Origin of the sequence: Mesorhizobium sp. M1406 (assembly GCF_040317555.1) — a bacterium.
In the GTDB taxonomy this organism is placed as follows: domain Bacteria; phylum Pseudomonadota; class Alphaproteobacteria; order Rhizobiales; family Rhizobiaceae; genus Mesorhizobium.
Map to the genome: position 1 here is coordinate 21,706 of NZ_JAMYKW010000050.1, position 17,850 is coordinate 39,555.

Below are 17,850 nucleotides of genomic sequence, written 5' to 3' on the forward strand. Positions count from 1 at the left end.
TGTTCAACTGCTTAATGCGGATGGCAAGCGGCGCTCACCCCCGCGGTTCCGTGTCGGCTCGACTCATTGCGCCGCTGCCGCTACCAGTCCAGGCCGATTGACACGATACAGGACAATGGCCTGGGATGCTCGACCTTGATCTTCTGGCGCTGGGCGGGCTGTTGCTGACGCCCGGACCAACCAACATCCTTCTGGCCTTTTCGACCGTTTCATCCGGGGCGCGGCGCACGGTGCCGATGCTGGGCGCGGCTGTGCTTGCCTATATGGCGATCATCCTGGCGGTGGCCGCACTGGCCGCCCTGATCTCCACGGGTGCCCAGATCGAGCTACGGACCGGCGTGAGGATCTGTGCGGTGCTGTGGCTGTTCTGGCTCGCCTACAGCATCTGGATCACTGAGGATCCCGGCGTCGAGGTTCGGCTGGTGACAGTAAGGCAGGTTTTCGTCACCACGCTCGTCAATCCCAAGGCAACGATCGTCGCCTTGCTGGTTCAGTCCGAAAGCATGACGGTGCAGCTTCTGACCACGATCGCCGCTCTGGTCGGCCTCGCGGGAGCGGCCTGGATCGTCGTCGGCCTGATGGTTCGCCGCAGCGGTTCAAACCTGCTCGGCCAGCGATCGCTGCGACAAGTCAGCGCCATCTGCCTGGCCGGCTTCGGCATCATCCTTGCCGGCAGCAGCCTTTAACGCCGACGGTCGCACGGGCAAGGGCCCGCTCGACCAACCTCTTGCATCAACACAATACGTTCACCTCAGGATAGACACCGCGGCGCCAATGGCTGGACGATAGTCGCAGCCCTACTTCTTCCCCTGCGGATAGATCGTCTCGCCGCGCTTCAGCATCGCCACAAACGTCTCGATCTTCTTCTTGCGACCGGCCTCGGTCTTCATGTTGTGGGTGCGGAAGGCGAGAGCGAAGCGGTTCTGCGCGCTGAGCTTTGCCAGCATCTCCTTGGCTGCCGGATCGGCATCGATGGCAGCCTGCAAATCATCGGGGATTTTCATCTCCTTGCCACTGCCATAGGCCCGCGCCCAGCGTCCGTCGGCCTTGGCCGCCTCGACCTGCCTCAGCCCGTCCTCGGTCATGCTGCCCTCGGCGACCAGCCGCGCGACATTGTCGATGTTGATCTTGCTCCAGATGCTCTTCTTGCCGCGCGGCGTGTATCGCTGCAGAAAGCTCTTGTCGTCCAGCCCTTTGCGTACCGCGTCGATCCAGCCGAAGCACAACGCCACGTCGATGGCCTCCTTCGGCGTGATCGATTTCAATCCAGAACCCACCTTATGCACCTTGATCCAGACTTCGCTTTCCGTGGCGTGGTGCTCGCCGAGCCAGGCATGGAAGCTCGCCGGGTCCGGGAATTCCCGGACCTTGTCGGGATCGACCTTGACCGGCGCCATCAACTGGCCTGCCCGTTCGGTTCCGTCCGCGCCATCGCTTTCACTGTCGTCCCGCCTCCAGAATCGCGCCTATCGTCATTGACCGGCATCATGGCATGAGTTGCTGTCAGTTCCGTCAGCAAGCTTGTCGGGCACGTACGCGTTCCTTCGCGTCCCCCTCTGTCCTGCCGGACATCTTTCCACAACGAGGGAGATTGGCGGTTCCGCCGACGTCATTCTTCGTGGAGGCCCAGACTATAGCCTTCAGGATTGGGACTCGGGCGAGGCCTTTATCGCTTGCGATGGGTGAGCGGCTGCTTCTACGCCATCGGCATTGCCGATGACATCATCGGTTTCTTCCGTTTCCCTTTGCCACGCCGAACTGCCAATTCACAGCCATGTCCATCCAACCAAAGGCAGAGCGCAATGAGCACGTCGAAACAGAAAATCCTGATCGTCGGCGGCGGTTCCGGCATGGGCCTGGCGCTGGCCAGGCGCTGCGTCGAGGCCGGTGCTGCGGTTGTCATTGCCGGGCGCGGCGAGGACCGGCTGCAGCAGGCGCGCGAAACGCTGGGCAATCCCGCCGGGCTGGAGGTGGCTGTCGCCGACATCACCCGGGAAGAGCAGGTTGTGGCGCTGTTCATACGGATCGGCGGGCTCGACCATATCGTCAGCACCGCGGCCGACATCGAAGGCGCCTACCAGCTGTTGCCAGCGCTTGACCTGAAGGCGGCGCAAAGGGTGGTCGAAAGCAAGCTCTTCGGGCCGCTCCTGCTCGCCAAGCACGGCGCTCCACGGCTGGCAGCCACCGGCTCGATGACCTTCGTCTCCGGCATCGCCGCCCATCGGCCGACCGCGCGCGGCTCCGTCGTTGCCGCGGTCAATGCGGCGCTCGAAGGGCTGGTGCGGGCGCTGGCCGTCGAACTGGCGCCGATCCGCGTCAACGCCGTCTCGCCCGGTTGGGTCGACACCACGATTTGGACGCAGGTGGCCGGTGATCGCAAGGACGAGACGCTGGCCGCGATGGCCGAGCGGTTGCCGGTCGCTCGGATCGGCCAACCCGACGACATCGCCGACGCCATCGCCTTCCTGATCGGCAATGGCTTTACGGCGGGAACGACGCTGCATGTCGAGGGCGGCCACCGCCTTGTCTAGGGTCAGGACTCATTGATTCAGAGAGGTGACTACTGACGTGGACAACGACCTAGAGGCCGGTGAGCAATTTCTTAAGTAGAGCGTTAAGAGTTTCCTGCTCCGCCGGCGTCAGCACGGAGATTAATTGCTCTTCTAGCGCCACCATTGGACCGATCAAATCGTCTATCGCGCGCTTGCCGCCAGTCGTTAGCGCAATTTGCTTGCCGCGCCGGTCGTTGGGGTCGGGGCGTCGTTCAACCAGCCCAGCGCGCTCCAGCCGGTCCAGGCGGCTCGTCATGCCGGCCGAGGAGATCATTGCCGATTCGTAGAGCTGAGTAGGTGAAAGCATATAGGGTTCACCGGCGCGCCTGAGCGGAGTGAGCACATCAAACTCACCTACACTCAGGCCTATTTCTTTGAGCAACGGATCATGTGATCGCGGATCACACGCGCGGCGGCATCAAGCAGACGACCTACCGTTTCAACAGGTAACATTGGAAGATCGGGGCGCTCGCGGGCCCATTCCCTAGCTGCGGCCTCGGCGCGATCCATGGCAAATATTCCCTCGGCAAAATGTATATACATTGCATCTACTAACATTGAAGCAAGACAATAGCGCAGCATGCAGCCCTGGAGAAGGAGAAATAGATGTCTAAAATGATTTTCGTGAACCTGCCTGTCCGTGACCTCTCGGCGTCGACGGCGTTCTACGTGGCGCTTGGCGGCACTGTGAACCCGCTGTTTTCGGGCGAGAAATCCACCTCTCTCATGTTCTCGGACGCGATCGGGGTGATGCTGCTGACCCATGACCACTACCGCGAATTCACCACGCGCCCAATCGGCGACGCACGGCGCGACAGCCAGGCAATGATCGTCCTTACCGTCGATGACCGCGACGCCGTCGATGCAACACTGACCAGCGCGGTTGCGGCGGGCGGTCGCGCCGATCCCAACCCAGCACAGGATCTTGGTTTCATGTATAATCGCCACATTGAAGACCCAGACGGCTATGTTTGGGAAATCGTATGGATGAGCCCGACAGCGAACGCCTGAACGTAAAAGGCTACGCAATGAGCGCGACTGGTTAAAACAAGGCGTTGGATCGGTTCGCCGATTCAAATCCGGAACCGGTTCGAGCGCGTCACGAAACCGGCGCCAGCGTGTCACGCGCGGCAGCAAGAAGCTGTCGGAGTGCCGGCGGCTGAACGCGCTGGCGGCGGCGCCAGATCATCGTCAGCGGCGCCGTGCGTATCCCGCCGGGCCAAGGCATTTCGATGATGTCGCCACGCGCGAGCGCTTCCTTGACGGCAAGGCGTGGAACGAGGCCGAGCCCCGCGCCGGCCGTCACCAGCCGCGCAATGGTGCCGATGCTGCCGACTTCAGCGGCAAGTTTTGGCGCGGCAACGCCCGCCTCCGCAAAGGCTGCGTCGAACATATGACGGTAGATGCATCCGGGCTCCGTGGCCACGAAGCGCAGTGCGGCAAGCGCGGCCAAGTCGCTCGGCACGCTGCCCTGCCCCGGAGCCGCGACCAGCACCAGCGGTTCGGCCGCTATCGTGCGCCTGGCGAAGCGTTCGCCGGCGGCGTCCTTCCTCACATCACGACGGTCGAAGCAGAACGCGACATCGATCTCGCCGTCCTCCAGTTGGCGCAGCAGCGCGCCGCTGCCCGCCACCTTCATCCGTACGGTGATGTCGGGATGGCCGGCCTGGAACCCAGCCAGCCAGGTCGCCAGCCGGGCCGACGCAATCGTCTCCAGCGCGCCGATGGTCACCTGCCCGCTTGTCTGTCCGGCCGCCGCCTGCACGGCCGCGCGCGCCTCGCCATCGAGCCGCAACAAGTCCTCGGCGATAGGCCTAAGCGCGATACCCGCCGGCGTCAGTTCGAGACCTGACTTCGCGCGCGTGAACAGCACAGCGCCAAGGTCCGTTTCGAGCGCCTGGATCTGGTCGCTGACGCTCGATTGCGCGAGGTGGACCACCTCCGCGGCACGCGTGATGTTGCGGCTTCGCGCCACCGCCAGGAAAGTCTTGAGCAGTCTCGGATGCATCGCGGGCTGGCGCGCCTACTGCAGCTGCGGCTTCTTCAGAAAACTGCTGCGGTCGGCCGATTTGACGCGCAGCCAGGTTTCGCGGCCGTCGCGCAGCACCCGCATCGGGATCTCGGCACCCGCCGAGCCGCTCTCCCACAGCTTGCGGTAGAAATCGGCCAGTCCGTCGACCGCCCCGTCGCGAATGTCGGAAATGATGTCGCCCTCGCGCAGGCCAGCCTTGGCCGCCGGGCCGCCTTCGGTCACGCTCATCACCACCACTCTGCCGTCGCTTTCGGCCGACAACGCGCCGAGCCACGGGCGCGGCGGCTTGGCCACCTGGCCGCGCGTCAGCAGATCGTCGAGAATCGGCGGCAACAGATCGATCGGCACCACCATGTTGATGTCGGCGACTTCGCCGTTGCGGCTCATCTGTAGGCGCAGCGAACCGATGCCGAGCAGCGAGCCGTCGGAGCCGAACAGCCCTGCCCCGCCCCAGGACGGGTGCGCCGGCGCAATAAAGATCGCCTCGTCAAGCAGATACTCCCAATAACCGGCGAATTCCTGCTTGGTGACGATCTTTGCCTGCACCGACTGGCCGATGCCGTCCGCCAGCACGACGGCGTCTCCGACCTTCGCCTTGCCGGCATCGCCCAGCGCCACCGCCGGCAGGCCGAGCGGTGCCAGTGCCTGCACCAGGCCGAAGCCCGATTCCTGGTCATATGCCAGCGCGTGCGCGGGCACGACGCGGCCGTCATGGCTGGTCAGCCAGACTTCGTCCGCCTCGGTGATGAGGTAGCCGATGGTCAGCACGAGCCCGTCACTGCGAATGACGACGCCGCTGCCTTCCCTGAGCGTGCCCAGCGCTCCGGCCGTAAAGGCATCCTCGGGAACGGTAGCACGCACGGCAACGACCGAGCGCGGATTGGGATTGATGGTCATGCTTTTGTCCTGCGATGCAATGCTTTGGCGAGGCGATATCTCATATACCTATGCCGCATGGGAGATGGTGCAAGGGGTGTAGTGCTGACCTTCTCCCCTTACGCGGAAGAAGCTCGCTGCGGCGTCGGCATAAAACAATAGTTCAACGCAAGTTGAACTTCCCGATCCGCAGCCCTAGCTGTAGATGGATCAGCCCATCCTTTCCACAAGCCCCCCGAGCACGAGGCCCCGAGATGACCGAATACACCCCGTCGAAAGTATGGACATGGAACAAGCCGAGTGGAGGCGCCTTTGCCAGCATCAACCGGCCGATCGCCGGCCCGACGCATGACAAGGAACTGCCCGTCGGCAAGCATCCGCTGCAGCTCTATTCGCTGGCAACGCCAAACGGAGTCAAGGTGACGGTCATGCTGGAGGAACTTCTGGCACGCGGCCACAAGGGCGCCGAATATGATGCCTGGCTGATCCGCATCAACGATGGCGACCAGTTCGGCAGCGGCTTCGTCGAGGTCAATCCCAACTCCAAGATCCCCGCTCTGATGGACCGCGGCGGCAAGACGCCGGTGCGCATCTTCGAATCCGGTTCGATCCTGGTCTATCTCGCCGAAAAATTTGGCGAATTCCTGCCCAGCGAGCAGCCGGCCCGCGCCGAAGTGCTGTCCTGGCTGTTCTGGCAGATGGGCTCGGCACCGTATCTGGGCGGCGGCTTCGGCCATTTCTACGCCTACGCGCCGGAAAAGTTCGAATATGCCATCGACCGCTTCTCGATGGAGGTGAAGCGCCAAATGGACGTGCTCGACCGCCGGCTGGCGGTGTCGCAATACCTCGGCGGCAAGGACTACTCCATCGCCGACATGGCGGTGTGGCCCTGGTATGGCGGGCTGGCGCTTGGCCGCATGTATAACGATTCCGCTGAGTTCCTGTCCGTGCACGAGTACAAGCATGTGCAGCGCTGGGCCCAGGCGATCGACGCCCGCCCGGCGGTCAAGCGCGGCCGCATGGTCAACCGGGCCTTCGGCGAGCCTGCCCTACAGCTGCACGAGCGCCACGACGCCAGTGACTTCGACACGAACACGCAAGACAAGCTGGCAGCCGAGTGAGTTGAAGGGCTAGCCGGCCGACCTCCCTCCCCCGTGGGGAGGTTGGCACCTTCAACCGCCCGCCTCGTGTCGACGGCCGACATCCACAGCCTGTCGATGTCGGCAAGAAACGTCTCGTCGATCTCGTCGAGATGGTTCCCCTACAGGCCATCCTCGTAGAAATAGCCGAGGTCGCTCTCGATCTCCTCGGCCTTTTCGGCCTTGTCGGCCCGGATGTTGCCGAGAATTTCCGCCGCCGCCGAATAGACCAGGCATGGCAGGCCTCAAAAACAGAGCCCGCCACGACCGCCAGGTCGTGATGGGCTTTTCCCAAGTCCGACGCGGCAACCTTGTGTCGGCGCCATCATTCAGCGCAGGACCTCGACGATTTGACGGGTCTCGGGATCGACCAGGACCGTCCGGTGATTGATAACGGCGACGCGATATCTGACGTCGGGTACCTCACGCAGTTCGACCGTGTCCGGCACCGACGAGCCGAGCTTGAGCTCGACGCCCAGGAGGTTCACCGACGCAAGCGGCTCCCTCTTGATGTATTCGCGAACGACCGTCTCCTGTTCCGGCTGGACGACGACGACATTCTCCGCCAGCGCCGCACCGATACCGCCCATCAGGACGATCGCGGTCGCCGCACTCGAAAGATGAAGTTTCATGACCATTCTCCTATTGGTAACAGAACTTCCGCCCTGCATGGAAACTCCACCGCAGGTCCGGGGTTCCATTCCAAATTCAAGAATTGAAGGCATCACGAGGTTGGCCATGGTATTCAATGGTTGTTGGAACGATGCTCGGAAATTGGCGCGGAATAGCTCTCCAACTTCACGGGTAAACTGCCGATCTGGGGCAGATATTAATGCGATTCACCTTGATGTTTGTCGTGTCCGGTGGCGCCGTTCACCGGACTTGCCTTTCGCACACGCAAATAATAGATGGGTCTGGCCACGACAGACACCGCAATCCGCTGGTCGACCAAACCAGTCATAGGCTGACGTGCAAGCCAGCGGCGATCCAGACTCACGCCCCGTCTTGGCGAGTCGGGCGCGGGAACAAACGCCGGCACCGTGAGTTTCGCCTCCAGTCTTTTGAAGGATTGGAGGCCAGCATGGCACCGCGCGGCAAACCACGCACCGACATCGAAGATGATGCACCGCGGGCCGATGGCCCGACCATCGAGCAGCAGGATTGGGACGCGGTCAAGGGCGGCCAGATCCTGCCCGACTCCGAAAACGGCGACATCGAGAAGGACGGCGAACTGCCCGAAGAAGACGACGACAACGCCTACCAGAACAGCGACGAAGCCTTGCCCGACGATCAGGAAGAAGCCGCGATCAAGCGCCACCCGACCCGCGAAGGCCGGTTCGACGAGACCTAAGCCGGAGCACTTGCAGAGAGGCTGGCGACGCTAGGCGGCGTCACTCATCTTGACCATCTTGTTGACCAACTTGCCAAAACCACATTTTCCGTGCCCGAATTATTCGCGAAAGACGCTTGGCCGGCTAAGTTTTTGCCCAGGCATTATATCAGTTTTGACTAAAATAATGGAACGTCCAATGGACATTGCCGGAACCGAACAGGCCCCCTTGGACCTTTGCGTCCGACCGCTAAGACCTTGGTCCCACGGGAGAACGCAAAAGCCCGATGTGACCGATTGAAGCCCGCACACGGGAACATCGGGCGCCGCTTGTCGTTTGTCGCAAAGGCCTGGCAGGACGACAGTCGACATCCAATTCGGAGGAACAGCGCGATGCCCCGTCGATCCATTATCGTCAAGACAGGCCATGGCCCAGGTACGGCGATTGCCGTGCTGATGGTCGGGTTGATGACGGTGGGCATCGTGTTCCTCGTCCTGGGCGGTTCGCTCTATTTCAGCGAGCCGCCACCGGATCAACGCGCGCTGTCTTCGCCGCCCGCCCGATCGATTCAGGCGGCGGATGGCAAAGCGGCAAACTGATCGAGCCTCACCCGTCATCGTCGCCCCGGCGCAAGGCGCGAGTCTCATCATCACGACGGGCAACCGGGGACATGGGGCGGCACTGCCGGCGCCGGCACCACGCCCGTGATCATTACCGGCGCGGACATCACGATCGCCGTTGCTTCGTGAAGGTGACGAGGCATTGGCGCCATCGCCACTGGGTGATCAGGGAAGGTGCGCATCTGCGACTTCTACCGCTACTGAGCGATATCGAAATTACCACCGCCCAGGCACGGCCGCTGTCTAAAGCGCAGCGGCCGTCAGGCTGGTGCTGATGGCGGCTGGCGCGGTTTGACGCTCGGGACGAGGGCTTTTTATCCATCGGGCCGCTTGCATTAATATTAGAGACACCGAATATAGAGGTCGGCCGACGACCGCCAGAAGTCGGCCGGGCCCGGCGTGCCTCCCTTTACACCTGGCCGCCGGACCATTTTTCTCCTTGCCGTTCTGCCCTCAGGCGGCACCCTCAGCGCGCCAGCATCTTGCCGTCCTTCGCCGCCGCGACTGTCCGCGCCTTGGGCACCGCGACGGCCGCCTCGGGCGCGCGCCTGCAAGAAAGAGAAACTGTTTTTAGACGCGAGATTCGGGCCTCGAATCCGCACTTTAGCCCCCGGCCTATTCCGCTTTCGCGGAAGTTTCGGCCGACGTGCAATATGCAATGCTCCTAATGCGGCGGTACGAGCCGCCCTGGTTGACGCGGGCGCCCGAGCCATCCCAACAATGCGCCCCCCCGTCCGCGTCAACCACGGCAGCCGACTGACGCTATAATCCGATCTGCGAAGTCGTGCGCCGGCAGCGCCGACAATGCAGTCGCGCAGACGGCAGCCGCAAGCACCACGACGGCCCCGAACAGTATCTCGACGAGGCCAAGGCAGGCATGCGGCCTCGATTCCACAAGTCCTGTTGGAGGCGGTGTTCATGGGCAATCCGGCTGCGTTGGGGCACTTTGCAACAGACTAGCCTGCGACGACGACGCTGCACAGATGATGCTGGCGGCGGTAAGCGGGAGGCCACCGCCGCCAGTGGCTTGAAAGCAGTCGCCTTACTTCAATTCCACCCACACCGGCGCGTGGTCGCTGGCACCATCCTTACCGCGCACGTCGCGGTCGATGCCGGCGGCCGTCAGGCGCCGCGCCAGTTTCTTCGACAGCAGGATGTGGTCGAGCCTCAAGCCCGCGTCGCGCGGCCAGCGGTTCCGGCGATAATCCCAGAAAGTGTAGAGCGTCTCCTTCGGGTGTTTCTTGCGCAGCGAGTCCGTCCAGCCCTGATCGAGCAACGCGGCGAACGAAGCCCGGCTTTCCGGCTGCACCAGCGCGTTGTCGTCATAGGAGCGGGTGGGGTAGATATCACGCGGCTCGGGCACGATGTTGTAATCGCCGGCCAGCACCACAGGCAGGCCTGTGTCGAGCAGCTGTTCGGCATGCGCCTCCAGCCGCGCGTGCCATGCGAGCTTATAGGCGAATTTCGGTCCGGGCTGAGGATTGCCGTTCGGTGCATAGAGGCAAGCGATGATGATGCCATTCACCGCCGCCTCGATGTAACGGCTCTGCCTGTCGGCATCATCACCAGGCAGGACATCGCGGGTCAGCACCGGTTCGGCACCCCGCGCCAGGATGGCGACGCCGTTCCAACTCGGCTCGCCCTTCCACACCACGCCATAGCCGGCCGCCGCAAGGGCCGAGCGCGGAAACTGCGTGTCGCGCGCTTTCAGTTCCTGCAGGCAGACGACATCGGGCTTTGCGACGGTCAGCCACGCCAGCAGGTTTTCCAGCCGGCTGTTGATGTTGTTGATGTTGAAGGAGGCTATCTTCATCTACGGGTCAGGAGGCGACCCTGCCTGCCCAAGCCTTCACCGTCTCGGCAAGCGTCTTCAGATGGTCGGCGGCGGAGAAACCCGAGATGCTCTTGCGCGGCTTCAGGTCGTGGTCGCCATCCTCCAACCAGACAACCTCAATGCTGTCGGAGAGCCCATAGCCAGCGACTTCGTCGGGCGTGCCGAACTCGTCGCGCGTGCCCTGGAAGATCAGCGTTGGCGTCTTGAGGTCGGCGAGGTGTTTGGTGCGCAATTGCTCAGGCCTGGCCGGCGGGTGGAAAGGATAGCCGAGGCACAGCAGCCCGGCGATCTCACCCTTGGCAAACATCTCGTCCGCCACCATCGAGGCGACGCGCCCGCCCATCGATTTGCCGCCGATGATCAACGGTCCCGCCACGCCCTTGCCCCTGAGGTCGGCGATCGCCTTGATGTATTCCGGGTTCACCGTCTCGGCCCGCGGCGGCGGCTTGCGGTGGCCATAGCGGCGCGCGGCCATATAGTGGAATTCGAAGCGGGCGACCTGGAAGCCAACCGCAGCCAGCGCCTTGGCGGTGGCCGTCATCGAAGGCGAATCCATCGACGCGCCGGCGCCATGGGCGAGCAGAATGGTGATGGGGGCGATGTCATGGCCGTCGAAGAGGAAGGTGGTCATGACGTGATGTCCCGCGCGACGGCGACGCTGTCATCGCGGCCTTCGCCAATCATCCTCACCCCGCCGTCCGCGCCAGCTGCAAATCCACGAACTGCACGCCCTTGGCTGCAACCCTCGCCCATTCGGACTCCGCGTCGAGTTCGAGATACCGCGCCCACAGCCGCCGCGCCTCCAGCAGATTGCCGGCGTCGAATTCCAGCCGGGCGAGGTTGAACACCGGATCGGCATAGGTCTTGTCGAGTGCGATCGCCTTCTGCAGGTGCCTTCGCGCCGAAGCTTCGCGGCCCTGCTCGCTCATCAGCCCGGCCAGGTTGAACCAGGCTTCGACGAAGGCCGGGTCGAGCTTTATCGCCCGGGCATAATCGTGCGCGGCGTCCGCCGCGTGGCCCCCGGCGCGCAGGCAGTTGGCGCGGTTGAAGGCGGCTATCGCGTCGCTCGGGTCGATGGCCAGGCAGCGCTGGTAGAGCGCGGCAGCCCCTTCATGGTCGCCGCCCTCCTCCGCCGCTTCGGCCTCGGTGAAAAGCTCTTCCAGCGTATCGTCGCCTGTCGAACCGACGTTGCCGAGATCGAACAGCAATTGGCCGTCGAGTTCGCTCTGGCCATCCTCGAGATAGATAGCGTCGGCGCGCCCGTGCTGCGAGCCGACATTGAGCGACTTGGCGGTGAGCGAAGCCACCGGGCCGGAACGATGGACGGAGCGCGCGATCGCGCCCCATGTCGCACCGCCGGCGATGAGCCCGGCATATTTGCGCGCCAGGATCAGGTCGCGGAAGGAATAGGGTTCGCTGTCATGCTCGAAAGCGTCGAACAGGCTGAGCAGGCCGAGGTCGGCACCCGATAGCCGCGATTGCTCGATCAGAGATTGCCTGGACAGTGAGGACGCCTCCGGCGCCTTCATCAGCCCGAGCAGGCGCAGGAAACCGTTTTCACTGAGGAGTACGCGCCCAGCCACACGCTCAGCGGAGACGCGGCGCTCGATCTCGACGTCACCGTTCCTGGAGAGCCCGGCCTTGGCCAATAGCGCGCGCCCGAACACCACATGCGTGGTGCGCCTGACAACGCCGCGCCGCAACTGGCCGCGCTGGCGCTCGACTTCGCGTGCGGCCAGCCGCAGCGGAAACGCCGCCAGCGCGCCGATGGTACCAAAGACGGCCCCTGGGACCAGGACGGCCGGTGCCGTCATTTCTTGCTCTTGCCGACCGCCTTCAGCAGATTGGCCTTCAGCGGATTTTCGGCAGCGCCGCCCGCTGCCGCCTTCCTGGCGGCGGGCTTGGCGACCTCGTCGGCCTTGCTCTTCGACTTGGCCGGTGGCTTCGACTGCGACAAGCTCGCCTTCAGCGCATCCATCAGATTGATGACATTGCCGCGCTCGGGTGCCGCCGCGATGATCGGCTTGTGGCCCTTCAGCTTCTCGCGGATCATCGTCATGAGTGCCGCCTCGTAGCGGTCCTCGTAGTTCTTCGGATCGAAGGTGGTTTCCTTCTGCTTGATCAGCGCCTCGGCGAGTTGCAGCATTTCCGGATCGGGCTTGCCGGCTGGGATGTTGCCGAAATATTCAGCTGTGCCGCGCACTTCGTTCGGGTTCCTCAACGTGCACACGAACATGCCGTTCTCGCGCGGGCCGATCGTCACCACGCGTTCCCGGCTAGACAGTACAAGGCGGGCAATCGCCAGCTTGCCGGATTTGCGCATGGCTTCGCGCAGCACGGCGAAGGTTTCTTCCGCCATCGCGCCATCGGGCGCCAGATAATACGGCGCGTCCTGATAGATGACGTCGACCTCGTCCTCGTCGACGAAAGCCTCGATGTTCATCGTGTGGTTGGATTCGATTCGCACCGCGTCGAGGTCGGCATCATCGATGATGATGTATTGCTTGTCCTCGTATTCGTACCCCTTGACCAGATCCGAACGCTCGACGAGCCCGAGTTCCGGGTCGACCGGCTTCATGTTGATGCGGTTGTGGGTCTTCTTGTGCAACTGGTTGAAGCTGATGCGCTCGCTCGCGCTGGTGGCGGGGTATAGCCGCACCGGACAGCTGACGAGGCTGAGTTTGAGGTAACCTTTCCAACTTGCCCTGGGCGCCATGATAAACTCCTACGCGGCCATGCACTGAAATTACTGCAGCGCTTTTTCGTCCGAAGGACGAACGAGGCTGCGGAAATCCTACACCGACCCCGCACGATACCGGCAAATCCCTGACGAAATCTTCCAATACGCCTAGGGGGCGAAGACAGAGAATAATTCAAATTGTCGGAAGCGTCGATGGAGGCGGGGGCGCAAGCTTCACAGAACCTGGGTTCTGCGAGCCTGCAGATGGATGCGCGCGCGACGGACAAGCATCCTGCGCGGCCAATTATGCGGTTCCGAGTTCCATTACCTTCTTCGCCGCAGCAGTTAGAAAGCCAGACCGATTGTAGCCGTGTAATTCCGCATACTGATCGATCTGACGGAGAATGTCCTCGGGAATGGTGACATTGACCCGAACAACCTTCTTCGCTTCAGCTTTCAGCGAAACCAGGATCGCAACACCGGTTCGGTTGTCCTTGCTCGCCATGACATCTTCTAGAGAGGATGGCTCCGGAATAGCTTCGCCATCCTCAACCAGACCGTTAACGTGGAAAGCCAGCGCCTCTTCAGCCATAGCTCGGGCGTCGTCCAAGTCCTTCCCGGCGGTTACAACCCCAGGAAAATCAGGGAAAAACACGCCGAAGTCGCTTTCGGCATCCTTATGGATAACTCCGATATACTGCTTCATGTCTCTCACCTCAGTCTCAGTCCAGATTGCTTTTCAATGCTACGCAGGGTGCCGATGGGAATGTCTCGTTTTGGGTGTGGAACGGTGACCCGTCCCGGTTTGTCGTTGTGCTTGAATTGAGCGTGACTGCCTTTTCGAGCTACCTCGAACCATCCATCAGCGACCAACGCTGAAATGACATCGGCGCTCTTCATGTGTGTGTATAAATACACACGATTTGATGCGATGTCAATGACCCTGGGCGGCGTCTACTTCGCCGTTGCGCCAACCACCGGCAAATCCCGCGCGAACTCATCAATCTCCGCCCATGGGTCCCCTGACGTCGCCAACAGCCCCGGCAGCGAGGCATAGTTCAGATCCTGCGGCGAATCGATTGTTTCCAGATCCGCCCAGCTCACAGGTGTCGAGGCCGGCAGATTGGTGCGGGCGCGCAGCGAGTAAGGCGCAGCGGACGTATGGCCGCGCGCATTGCGGTGATAGTCGATGAAGATGCGCTTCTTGCGGTTGTCCTTGCCCATGGTGGTGGTGAAGGTGTCGGGTGCGGTTGCCGCCAAATGCGTGGCGATGGCGCTGGTCGCCTGGTGCAGCTTCTTCCAGTTCTGCTTGCCCGTCACCGGCACGGTGATGTGGATGCCGCTGCCGCCGGACGTCTTGGCGAACGGCACCAGCCCCAGCCCCTCCAGTTCGCTCTTGATGTGCACGGCGGCCTCGACCACCTCGCGCCACGAAATCCCCTCGCCGGGGTCGAGGTCGAAAACGATCTGGTCGGGTTTGTCGAGGCTGGTGCGGTGGGTGCCCCAGGTGTGAAACTCGACGACGCCGAATTGCGCCAACGCCAGATAGCCCTTGGCGCCTTCCACCGAGAGGTAGGATTTGGTCTCGCCCTCGGAGTTGGTCGCCTCGAATGTCACCACCGAGGGCGGCATGCCGGTGAAGGCATGACGCTGGAAGAAGCAGTCCTTCGGCAGGCCGGTCGGGCAGCGCACCAGCGACACCGGCCGGCCGAGAATGTGCGGCAGCATGAAGTCGCCGACTAGCGCGTAGTAGACGGCGATGTCGAGCTTGGTCGGGCCGGTCTTGCCGAACAGCCGCCGCGTCGGGTTGGTCACCCAGATGGTGGCGAGGTCGGCCTCCGAGATCAGCCGCTTGCGTGTTGAAGAAACCGGCGTCGACAGGCCGACATCGCGCAAGCCTCTGAACACCGCGTGGCGCAACGCATTGTCCGATGTGCGGTTGGCGTAGTGGATGCGGGCCGAGAGCAGCGGCTTCACCCAGTTCATCTCGCGCATGATTTCGCGCGGCGCCCCCTCCGGCGCCGTCGCGCCTGCTGTGAGCGGCTCCAGCCTGGCGAGCAATTCAGCCGCGGTCCCGGCATCGAAGCCGGTGCCGACTTTGCCGCGATAATGCAATTCACCGTCCTCGAATTCGGCAAGGCCGAGTGCTGCCAGACCCTCGGCCGCGTCCGATTTGGTGTAGCCGGCAATGACAAAGTCATCGCTTTGAAGCGCCTTGGTCTTGGTCCAGCTCTTGGTGCGGCCGCTCTGATAGATTGCGGTGGCACGCTTGGAGACGACACCCTCCAGCCCGAGTTCCGACGCCTGGTCGTAGAGCTCCTGCCCCGAGCCCTCGACATGGTCGGAGAACTGAATGGCGGAATTGGCGCCGAGGCCGGACAGCAATTGCGCCAGCAGCGCCTTGCGCCGGACAAGCGGGGCCTTGGTCAGGTCCCAGCCATCGAGATGGAGAAGGTCGAAGGCGTAGAAGTGAAGCTTGCTGCCTGCGTCCGCGGCCAGCGCGTCCTGCAGAAGCGCGAAGCGGCTGATGCCCTTGGCGTCGAGCACGACGATCTCGCCGTCGATGATGGCATCGCGGCACGGCAGTTTGGCGAAGGCGCTGGCCAAGTCGCCATAGCGCTTCGTCCAGTCGATGCCGCCACGGGTGATCAGCTTGACCGTGCCGTCGGCGAGATGCGCCATGGTGCGGTAGCCGTCGAATTTGATCTCGTGCAGCCAGACCTCTTTGGTGCCCTCGCCATCCGGCGGTTTTGGCACCTGCGTCGCCAACTGCGGTTCGATGCGGCTGAGTGCCGGGGCCTTGAACGCGCCCGGCAAAGCGCCTGGCTTCAGCGAACCCTTTCTGGATGCGGGTTTGGCGGCCGGTTTCGCCGGCACTACCAGCTCCTCGATGCGTTTCCCGGATTTGACGCTTTCGGGCCGCGCGGTGAGAATGTCGAGCGCGGTGTCGGAAGCGAGATCGCGCTCCTTGAACAGCAGCCAGTTTTTCTTGCTCGGGTCCTCGCCGGGTTTCGGCTTCAGCCGAGTCAGCATCCAGCCGCCATTGAGCTTCTCGCCGGCCAGCCGGAACTTGAAGGCGCCGGTCTTGAAACTCTTCTCGACATCGTCCATCGGCGCCCAGGTGCCGGTGTCCCAGACGATCATCGGCCCGCCGCCATATTCGCCCTCGGGGATGACACCCTCGAAGTCGATATATTCGAGCGGATGATCCTCGGTCTCGACCGCCAGCCTTTTGTCGGCCGGATTGAGCGAAGGCCCGCGCGGCACCGCCCAGCTCTTCAAGACATCGCCGACCTGCAGGCGCAGATCATAATGGTCCGATGTGGCGTGATGCTTGTGGACGACGAAGCGGTTGCCTTCGCCGGCAATGAGCCCGCCGGCCGGTTCCGGCGTCTTCGAGAATTCGCGCTTGGCGCGATAGGCTTTGAGTTTTGGTGGGGTTGTCATGACGAAGAGCGAAGCACGGCGGCCAGGAACAAGCCAGTCACGCTCTCAATCGTCGGTGGCCGGCGTCAACTCAAGCTCCGCTGGCGACAGCCCTTGTTGCAGTTGGCTCAGCCGGAACTCGTCGACCCAATAAGCCTCGCCGTCGACCAGAACGCGTGCCTGGTAGGTGCCGGCGGAAAAACTCCGCGCGGTGATGTAGACCTTGTGGCGATCGAGCGCCTTGCGAACCGCTGCGCGCTTGGAATTCTGGCCGATGACGGGACTGAACATGACGCTGCCCTCGGTCGCCCTGACACGCAACATGGCCGCTGTCCGCAGCCTGGCGACTGGGCTCAAGGATGACGGAGACGCGATCTCCTGTCAATTTCGGTGCATGCGCCTTGATCGGGATCGGATGCAAAAAAAACCGCCTCCTTGCGGCGGCGGGTTTGATGGTCGCGTTCGTCGAACGGCGGTTGCCTGTCAGGTCGGTGCCGACCCGGCGAAGACCGCCGTGACGCGCGAGAGCTGCTGACGCTTGTTGAGCGTCGGCTTTTCGTAAGTCTTTTTCATCGGTATCCCCAAAGCCCCAATCGGGCCGCGGCAAGGTGGGCACGCACCGGTGCTTTGTCAAGCTGCGGCTTAGATACCTCGGACTCGGTCGCTTCTGGCAGCCAGGCTCCCCAAGGTCGGATAGCTGCCCTCAGTCCTTCAATCGCCGTAAGCGGCTCATCAGGCTCCGCACGGCCTTGAGCAGCCGCGGACGTGATCGCGCCATGCCTTCGGCCCGGCTGCGCAGCAAAATGGCAGCGTTCGCAGCCCTGCCCCGCACCGTCATCGGTTCGCAGATCTCGGCCAGAACCGAGCTCGCGGCACCGATATGTTCCTTGTAGCCCTGGCTGCCGACCGACAGGTCGAAATAGTCGAACCCCTGTCCGCGCCCCCGCATCATCAGCTTGCCCATCATCGTCAAGCCGGGTGAGACATTGGCGACCGCTTTCTGGTCGATCCCGAGCAGGAGGGTGTGAAGCGTGCCTTTTCTGGCCAGCACGTAGATGGAGGCGAGCCAGGCTTCACCGACGCGCAGCCCGAACAGCCGCACCGATCCATCGGACAGGCCTTGCATCGCCGCGTGGCGGTAGAAGTCGACGACCGGGGTCTGCGTCAGGAGGTCGAAACGCCCCAGCTCGCGAAAGCGCTTGAGCCGCAGTTCCAGCAGCGTGTCGAAAAGCTCCTCGGTCAGCGCCGGGGGGGGGGGGGGGGGGGGGGCGGGGGGCGGGGCCCCGCGCGCGCCCCGCCGCGCGCGCCGGGGGGGGGGTGGGGGGGGGTGGGTTCTGGTGTAGTTGGTGGTTTGTGTGGT

The 17,850-nt window shown here is 63.2% G+C and carries 22 protein-coding genes; 6 read left to right on the plus strand and 16 right to left on the minus strand.

Features of this window, described 5'->3' with window-relative positions; all coding sequences use genetic code 11:
- The first annotated feature begins 125 nt into the window (after positions 1–125).
- Complete coding sequence (locus NKH03_RS27255) at positions 126–686, plus strand: hypothetical protein (RefSeq protein ID WP_352971777.1); 561 nt, start codon at positions 126–128, stop codon at positions 684–686.
- Between the two features lie 111 nt (positions 687–797).
- Here NKH03_RS27255 and NKH03_RS27260 read toward each other — a convergent pair whose 3' ends face one another.
- Positions 798–1,397, minus strand: a complete 600-nt coding sequence (locus tag NKH03_RS27260; RefSeq protein WP_352971780.1) for a YdeI/OmpD-associated family protein — start codon at positions 1,395–1,397, stop codon at positions 798–800.
- A gap of 405 nt (positions 1,398–1,802) precedes the next feature.
- Here NKH03_RS27260 and NKH03_RS27265 point away from each other — a divergent pair, with 405 nt between their 5' ends.
- Positions 1,803–2,531, plus strand: coding sequence for an SDR family oxidoreductase (locus tag NKH03_RS27265; RefSeq protein ID WP_352971783.1), 729 nt, complete (start codon positions 1,803–1,805; stop codon positions 2,529–2,531).
- A gap of 49 nt (positions 2,532–2,580) precedes the next feature.
- Here the strand turns inward: NKH03_RS27265 and NKH03_RS27270 are convergent, their stop codons facing one another.
- Both NKH03_RS27270 and NKH03_RS27275 read right to left on the minus strand, forming a co-directional pair.
- Positions 2,581–2,859, minus strand: a complete 279-nt coding sequence (locus NKH03_RS27270) for a MarR family winged helix-turn-helix transcriptional regulator (RefSeq protein WP_352971786.1) — start codon at positions 2,857–2,859, stop codon at positions 2,581–2,583.
- Between the two features lie 59 nt (positions 2,860–2,918).
- Positions 2,919–3,134: a hypothetical protein gene (locus NKH03_RS27275; RefSeq protein WP_352971788.1), complete on the minus strand. Its 216-nt coding sequence runs from the start codon at positions 3,132–3,134 to the stop codon at positions 2,919–2,921.
- 24 nt (positions 3,135–3,158) lie between these two features.
- Between NKH03_RS27275 and NKH03_RS27280 the strand changes: the two genes are divergently transcribed.
- Positions 3,159–3,563, plus strand: coding sequence for a VOC family protein (locus NKH03_RS27280; protein WP_352971791.1), 405 nt, complete (start codon positions 3,159–3,161; stop codon positions 3,561–3,563).
- Between the two features lie 88 nt (positions 3,564–3,651).
- Here NKH03_RS27280 and NKH03_RS27285 read toward each other — a convergent pair whose 3' ends face one another.
- Positions 3,652–4,560: a LysR family transcriptional regulator gene (locus NKH03_RS27285; RefSeq protein WP_352971793.1), complete on the minus strand. Its 909-nt coding sequence runs from the start codon at positions 4,558–4,560 to the stop codon at positions 3,652–3,654.
- A 15-nt stretch (positions 4,561–4,575) separates the two neighbouring features.
- Positions 4,576–5,481: a S1C family serine protease gene (locus NKH03_RS27290; protein WP_352872823.1), complete on the minus strand. Its 906-nt coding sequence runs from the start codon at positions 5,479–5,481 to the stop codon at positions 4,576–4,578.
- Between the two features lie 233 nt (positions 5,482–5,714).
- Here NKH03_RS27290 and yghU point away from each other — a divergent pair, with 233 nt between their 5' ends.
- Positions 5,715–6,581 (plus strand): glutathione-dependent disulfide-bond oxidoreductase, encoded by an 867-nt coding sequence (gene yghU, locus NKH03_RS27295; protein ID WP_352971796.1) that lies wholly within the window; start codon positions 5,715–5,717, stop codon positions 6,579–6,581.
- A gap of 347 nt (positions 6,582–6,928) precedes the next feature.
- Here the strand turns inward: yghU and NKH03_RS27300 are convergent, their stop codons facing one another.
- Positions 6,929–7,231 carry a DUF1236 domain-containing protein gene (locus tag NKH03_RS27300; RefSeq protein WP_352871504.1) on the minus strand — a complete coding sequence of 101 codons (303 nt, stop codon included), beginning with the start codon at positions 7,229–7,231 and terminating at the stop codon, positions 6,929–6,931.
- 449 nt (positions 7,232–7,680) lie between these two features.
- Here NKH03_RS27300 and NKH03_RS27305 point away from each other — a divergent pair, with 449 nt between their 5' ends.
- Both NKH03_RS27305 and NKH03_RS27310 read left to right on the plus strand, forming a co-directional pair.
- Positions 7,681–7,950, plus strand: coding sequence for a hypothetical protein (locus NKH03_RS27305; protein ID WP_352871503.1), 270 nt, complete (start codon positions 7,681–7,683; stop codon positions 7,948–7,950).
- 372 nt (positions 7,951–8,322) lie between these two features.
- Positions 8,323–8,529: a hypothetical protein gene (locus NKH03_RS27310; RefSeq protein ID WP_352871501.1), complete on the plus strand. Its 207-nt coding sequence runs from the start codon at positions 8,323–8,325 to the stop codon at positions 8,527–8,529.
- Between the two features lie 1,063 nt (positions 8,530–9,592).
- On the opposite strand, the gene NKH03_RS27315 is transcribed toward NKH03_RS27310, so the two are convergent.
- From NKH03_RS27315 to NKH03_RS27355, 10 genes are all read right to left on the minus strand, one after another.
- Positions 9,593–10,363 carry an exodeoxyribonuclease III gene (locus tag NKH03_RS27315; RefSeq protein WP_352971799.1) on the minus strand — a complete coding sequence of 257 codons (771 nt, stop codon included), beginning with the start codon at positions 10,361–10,363 and terminating at the stop codon, positions 9,593–9,595.
- A 7-nt stretch (positions 10,364–10,370) separates the two neighbouring features.
- On the minus strand, positions 10,371–11,015 hold the full coding sequence (locus tag NKH03_RS27320) for an alpha/beta hydrolase family protein (protein ID WP_352971802.1): 645 nt from the start codon (positions 11,013–11,015) through the stop codon (positions 10,371–10,373).
- 55 nt (positions 11,016–11,070) lie between these two features.
- The gene (locus tag NKH03_RS27325; RefSeq protein WP_352971804.1) at positions 11,071–12,198 is read right to left on the minus strand and encodes a tetratricopeptide repeat protein; all 1,128 of its coding nucleotides are present in this window, start codon (positions 12,196–12,198) and stop codon (positions 11,071–11,073) included.
- The gene (ku, locus tag NKH03_RS27330; RefSeq protein WP_352971807.1) at positions 12,195–13,100 is read right to left on the minus strand and encodes a non-homologous end joining protein Ku; all 906 of its coding nucleotides are present in this window, start codon (positions 13,098–13,100) and stop codon (positions 12,195–12,197) included. The genes NKH03_RS27325 and ku overlap by 4 nt, the downstream gene beginning before the upstream one ends.
- A gap of 268 nt (positions 13,101–13,368) precedes the next feature.
- Positions 13,369–13,770 (minus strand): type II toxin-antitoxin system HicB family antitoxin, encoded by a 402-nt coding sequence (locus NKH03_RS27335; RefSeq protein WP_352971810.1) that lies wholly within the window; start codon positions 13,768–13,770, stop codon positions 13,369–13,371.
- 5 nt (positions 13,771–13,775) lie between these two features.
- Complete coding sequence (locus tag NKH03_RS27340; RefSeq protein ID WP_352871492.1) at positions 13,776–13,964, minus strand: type II toxin-antitoxin system HicA family toxin; 189 nt, start codon at positions 13,962–13,964, stop codon at positions 13,776–13,778.
- Between the two features lie 54 nt (positions 13,965–14,018).
- The gene (ligD, locus tag NKH03_RS27345) at positions 14,019–16,511 is read right to left on the minus strand and encodes a DNA ligase D (protein WP_352971813.1); all 2,493 of its coding nucleotides are present in this window, start codon (positions 16,509–16,511) and stop codon (positions 14,019–14,021) included.
- A gap of 45 nt (positions 16,512–16,556) precedes the next feature.
- On the minus strand, positions 16,557–16,781 hold the full coding sequence (locus NKH03_RS27350) for a hypothetical protein (protein WP_352871516.1): 225 nt from the start codon (positions 16,779–16,781) through the stop codon (positions 16,557–16,559).
- Positions 16,782–16,973: 192 nt separating this feature from the next.
- Positions 16,974–17,063 carry a putative RiPP precursor gene (locus NKH03_RS35080; RefSeq protein WP_502910910.1) on the minus strand — a complete coding sequence of 30 codons (90 nt, stop codon included), beginning with the start codon at positions 17,061–17,063 and terminating at the stop codon, positions 16,974–16,976.
- Between the two features lie 130 nt (positions 17,064–17,193).
- Positions 17,194–17,850, minus strand: a 657-nt coding sequence (locus tag NKH03_RS27355; RefSeq protein WP_352971816.1) for a GNAT family N-acetyltransferase, incomplete at its 5' end; no start/stop codon positions are given.

Excerpts from the sequence above, each read along its gene's own strand:
- NKH03_RS27320 (WP_352971802.1), bottom strand. The coding sequence starts at position 11,015 with ATGACCACCTTCCTCTTCGACGGCCATGACATCGCCCCCATCACCATT.
- NKH03_RS27300 (WP_352871504.1), bottom strand. The coding sequence starts at position 7,231 with ATGAAACTTCATCTTTCGAGTGCGGCGACCGCGATCGTCCTGATGGGC.
- NKH03_RS27310 (WP_352871501.1), top strand. The coding sequence starts at position 8,323 with ATGCCCCGTCGATCCATTATCGTCAAGACAGGCCATGGCCCAGGTACG.
- ligD (WP_352971813.1), bottom strand. The coding sequence starts at position 16,511 with ATGACAACCCCACCAAAACTCAAAGCCTATCGCGCCAAGCGCGAATTC.
- NKH03_RS27340 (WP_352871492.1), bottom strand. The coding sequence starts at position 13,964 with ATGAAGAGCGCCGATGTCATTTCAGCGTTGGTCGCTGATGGATGGTTC.
- NKH03_RS27270 (WP_352971786.1), bottom strand. The coding sequence starts at position 2,859 with ATGCTTTCACCTACTCAGCTCTACGAATCGGCAATGATCTCCTCGGCC.
- NKH03_RS27275 (WP_352971788.1), bottom strand. The coding sequence starts at position 3,134 with ATGCTGCGCTATTGTCTTGCTTCAATGTTAGTAGATGCAATGTATATA.
- NKH03_RS27260 (WP_352971780.1), bottom strand. The coding sequence starts at position 1,397 with ATGGCGCCGGTCAAGGTCGATCCCGACAAGGTCCGGGAATTCCCGGAC.
- NKH03_RS27325 (WP_352971804.1), bottom strand. The coding sequence starts at position 12,198 with ATGACGGCACCGGCCGTCCTGGTCCCAGGGGCCGTCTTTGGTACCATC.
- ku (WP_352971807.1), bottom strand. The coding sequence starts at position 13,100 with ATGGCGCCCAGGGCAAGTTGGAAAGGTTACCTCAAACTCAGCCTCGTC.
- NKH03_RS27280 (WP_352971791.1), top strand. The coding sequence starts at position 3,159 with ATGTCTAAAATGATTTTCGTGAACCTGCCTGTCCGTGACCTCTCGGCG.
- NKH03_RS27305 (WP_352871503.1), top strand. The coding sequence starts at position 7,681 with ATGGCACCGCGCGGCAAACCACGCACCGACATCGAAGATGATGCACCG.
- NKH03_RS27315 (WP_352971799.1), bottom strand. The coding sequence starts at position 10,363 with ATGAAGATAGCCTCCTTCAACATCAACAACATCAACAGCCGGCTGGAA.
- NKH03_RS27350 (WP_352871516.1), bottom strand. The coding sequence starts at position 16,781 with ATGTTCAGTCCCGTCATCGGCCAGAATTCCAAGCGCGCAGCGGTTCGC.
- NKH03_RS27285 (WP_352971793.1), bottom strand. The coding sequence starts at position 4,560 with ATGCATCCGAGACTGCTCAAGACTTTCCTGGCGGTGGCGCGAAGCCGC.
- yghU (WP_352971796.1), top strand. The coding sequence starts at position 5,715 with ATGACCGAATACACCCCGTCGAAAGTATGGACATGGAACAAGCCGAGT.
- NKH03_RS27265 (WP_352971783.1), top strand. The coding sequence starts at position 1,803 with ATGAGCACGTCGAAACAGAAAATCCTGATCGTCGGCGGCGGTTCCGGC.
- NKH03_RS27290 (WP_352872823.1), bottom strand. The coding sequence starts at position 5,481 with ATGACCATCAATCCCAATCCGCGCTCGGTCGTTGCCGTGCGTGCTACC.
- NKH03_RS27255 (WP_352971777.1), top strand. The coding sequence starts at position 126 with ATGCTCGACCTTGATCTTCTGGCGCTGGGCGGGCTGTTGCTGACGCCC.
- NKH03_RS27335 (WP_352971810.1), bottom strand. The coding sequence starts at position 13,770 with ATGAAGCAGTATATCGGAGTTATCCATAAGGATGCCGAAAGCGACTTC.
- NKH03_RS35080 (WP_502910910.1), bottom strand. The coding sequence starts at position 17,063 with ATGAAAAAGACTTACGAAAAGCCGACGCTCAACAAGCGTCAGCAGCTC.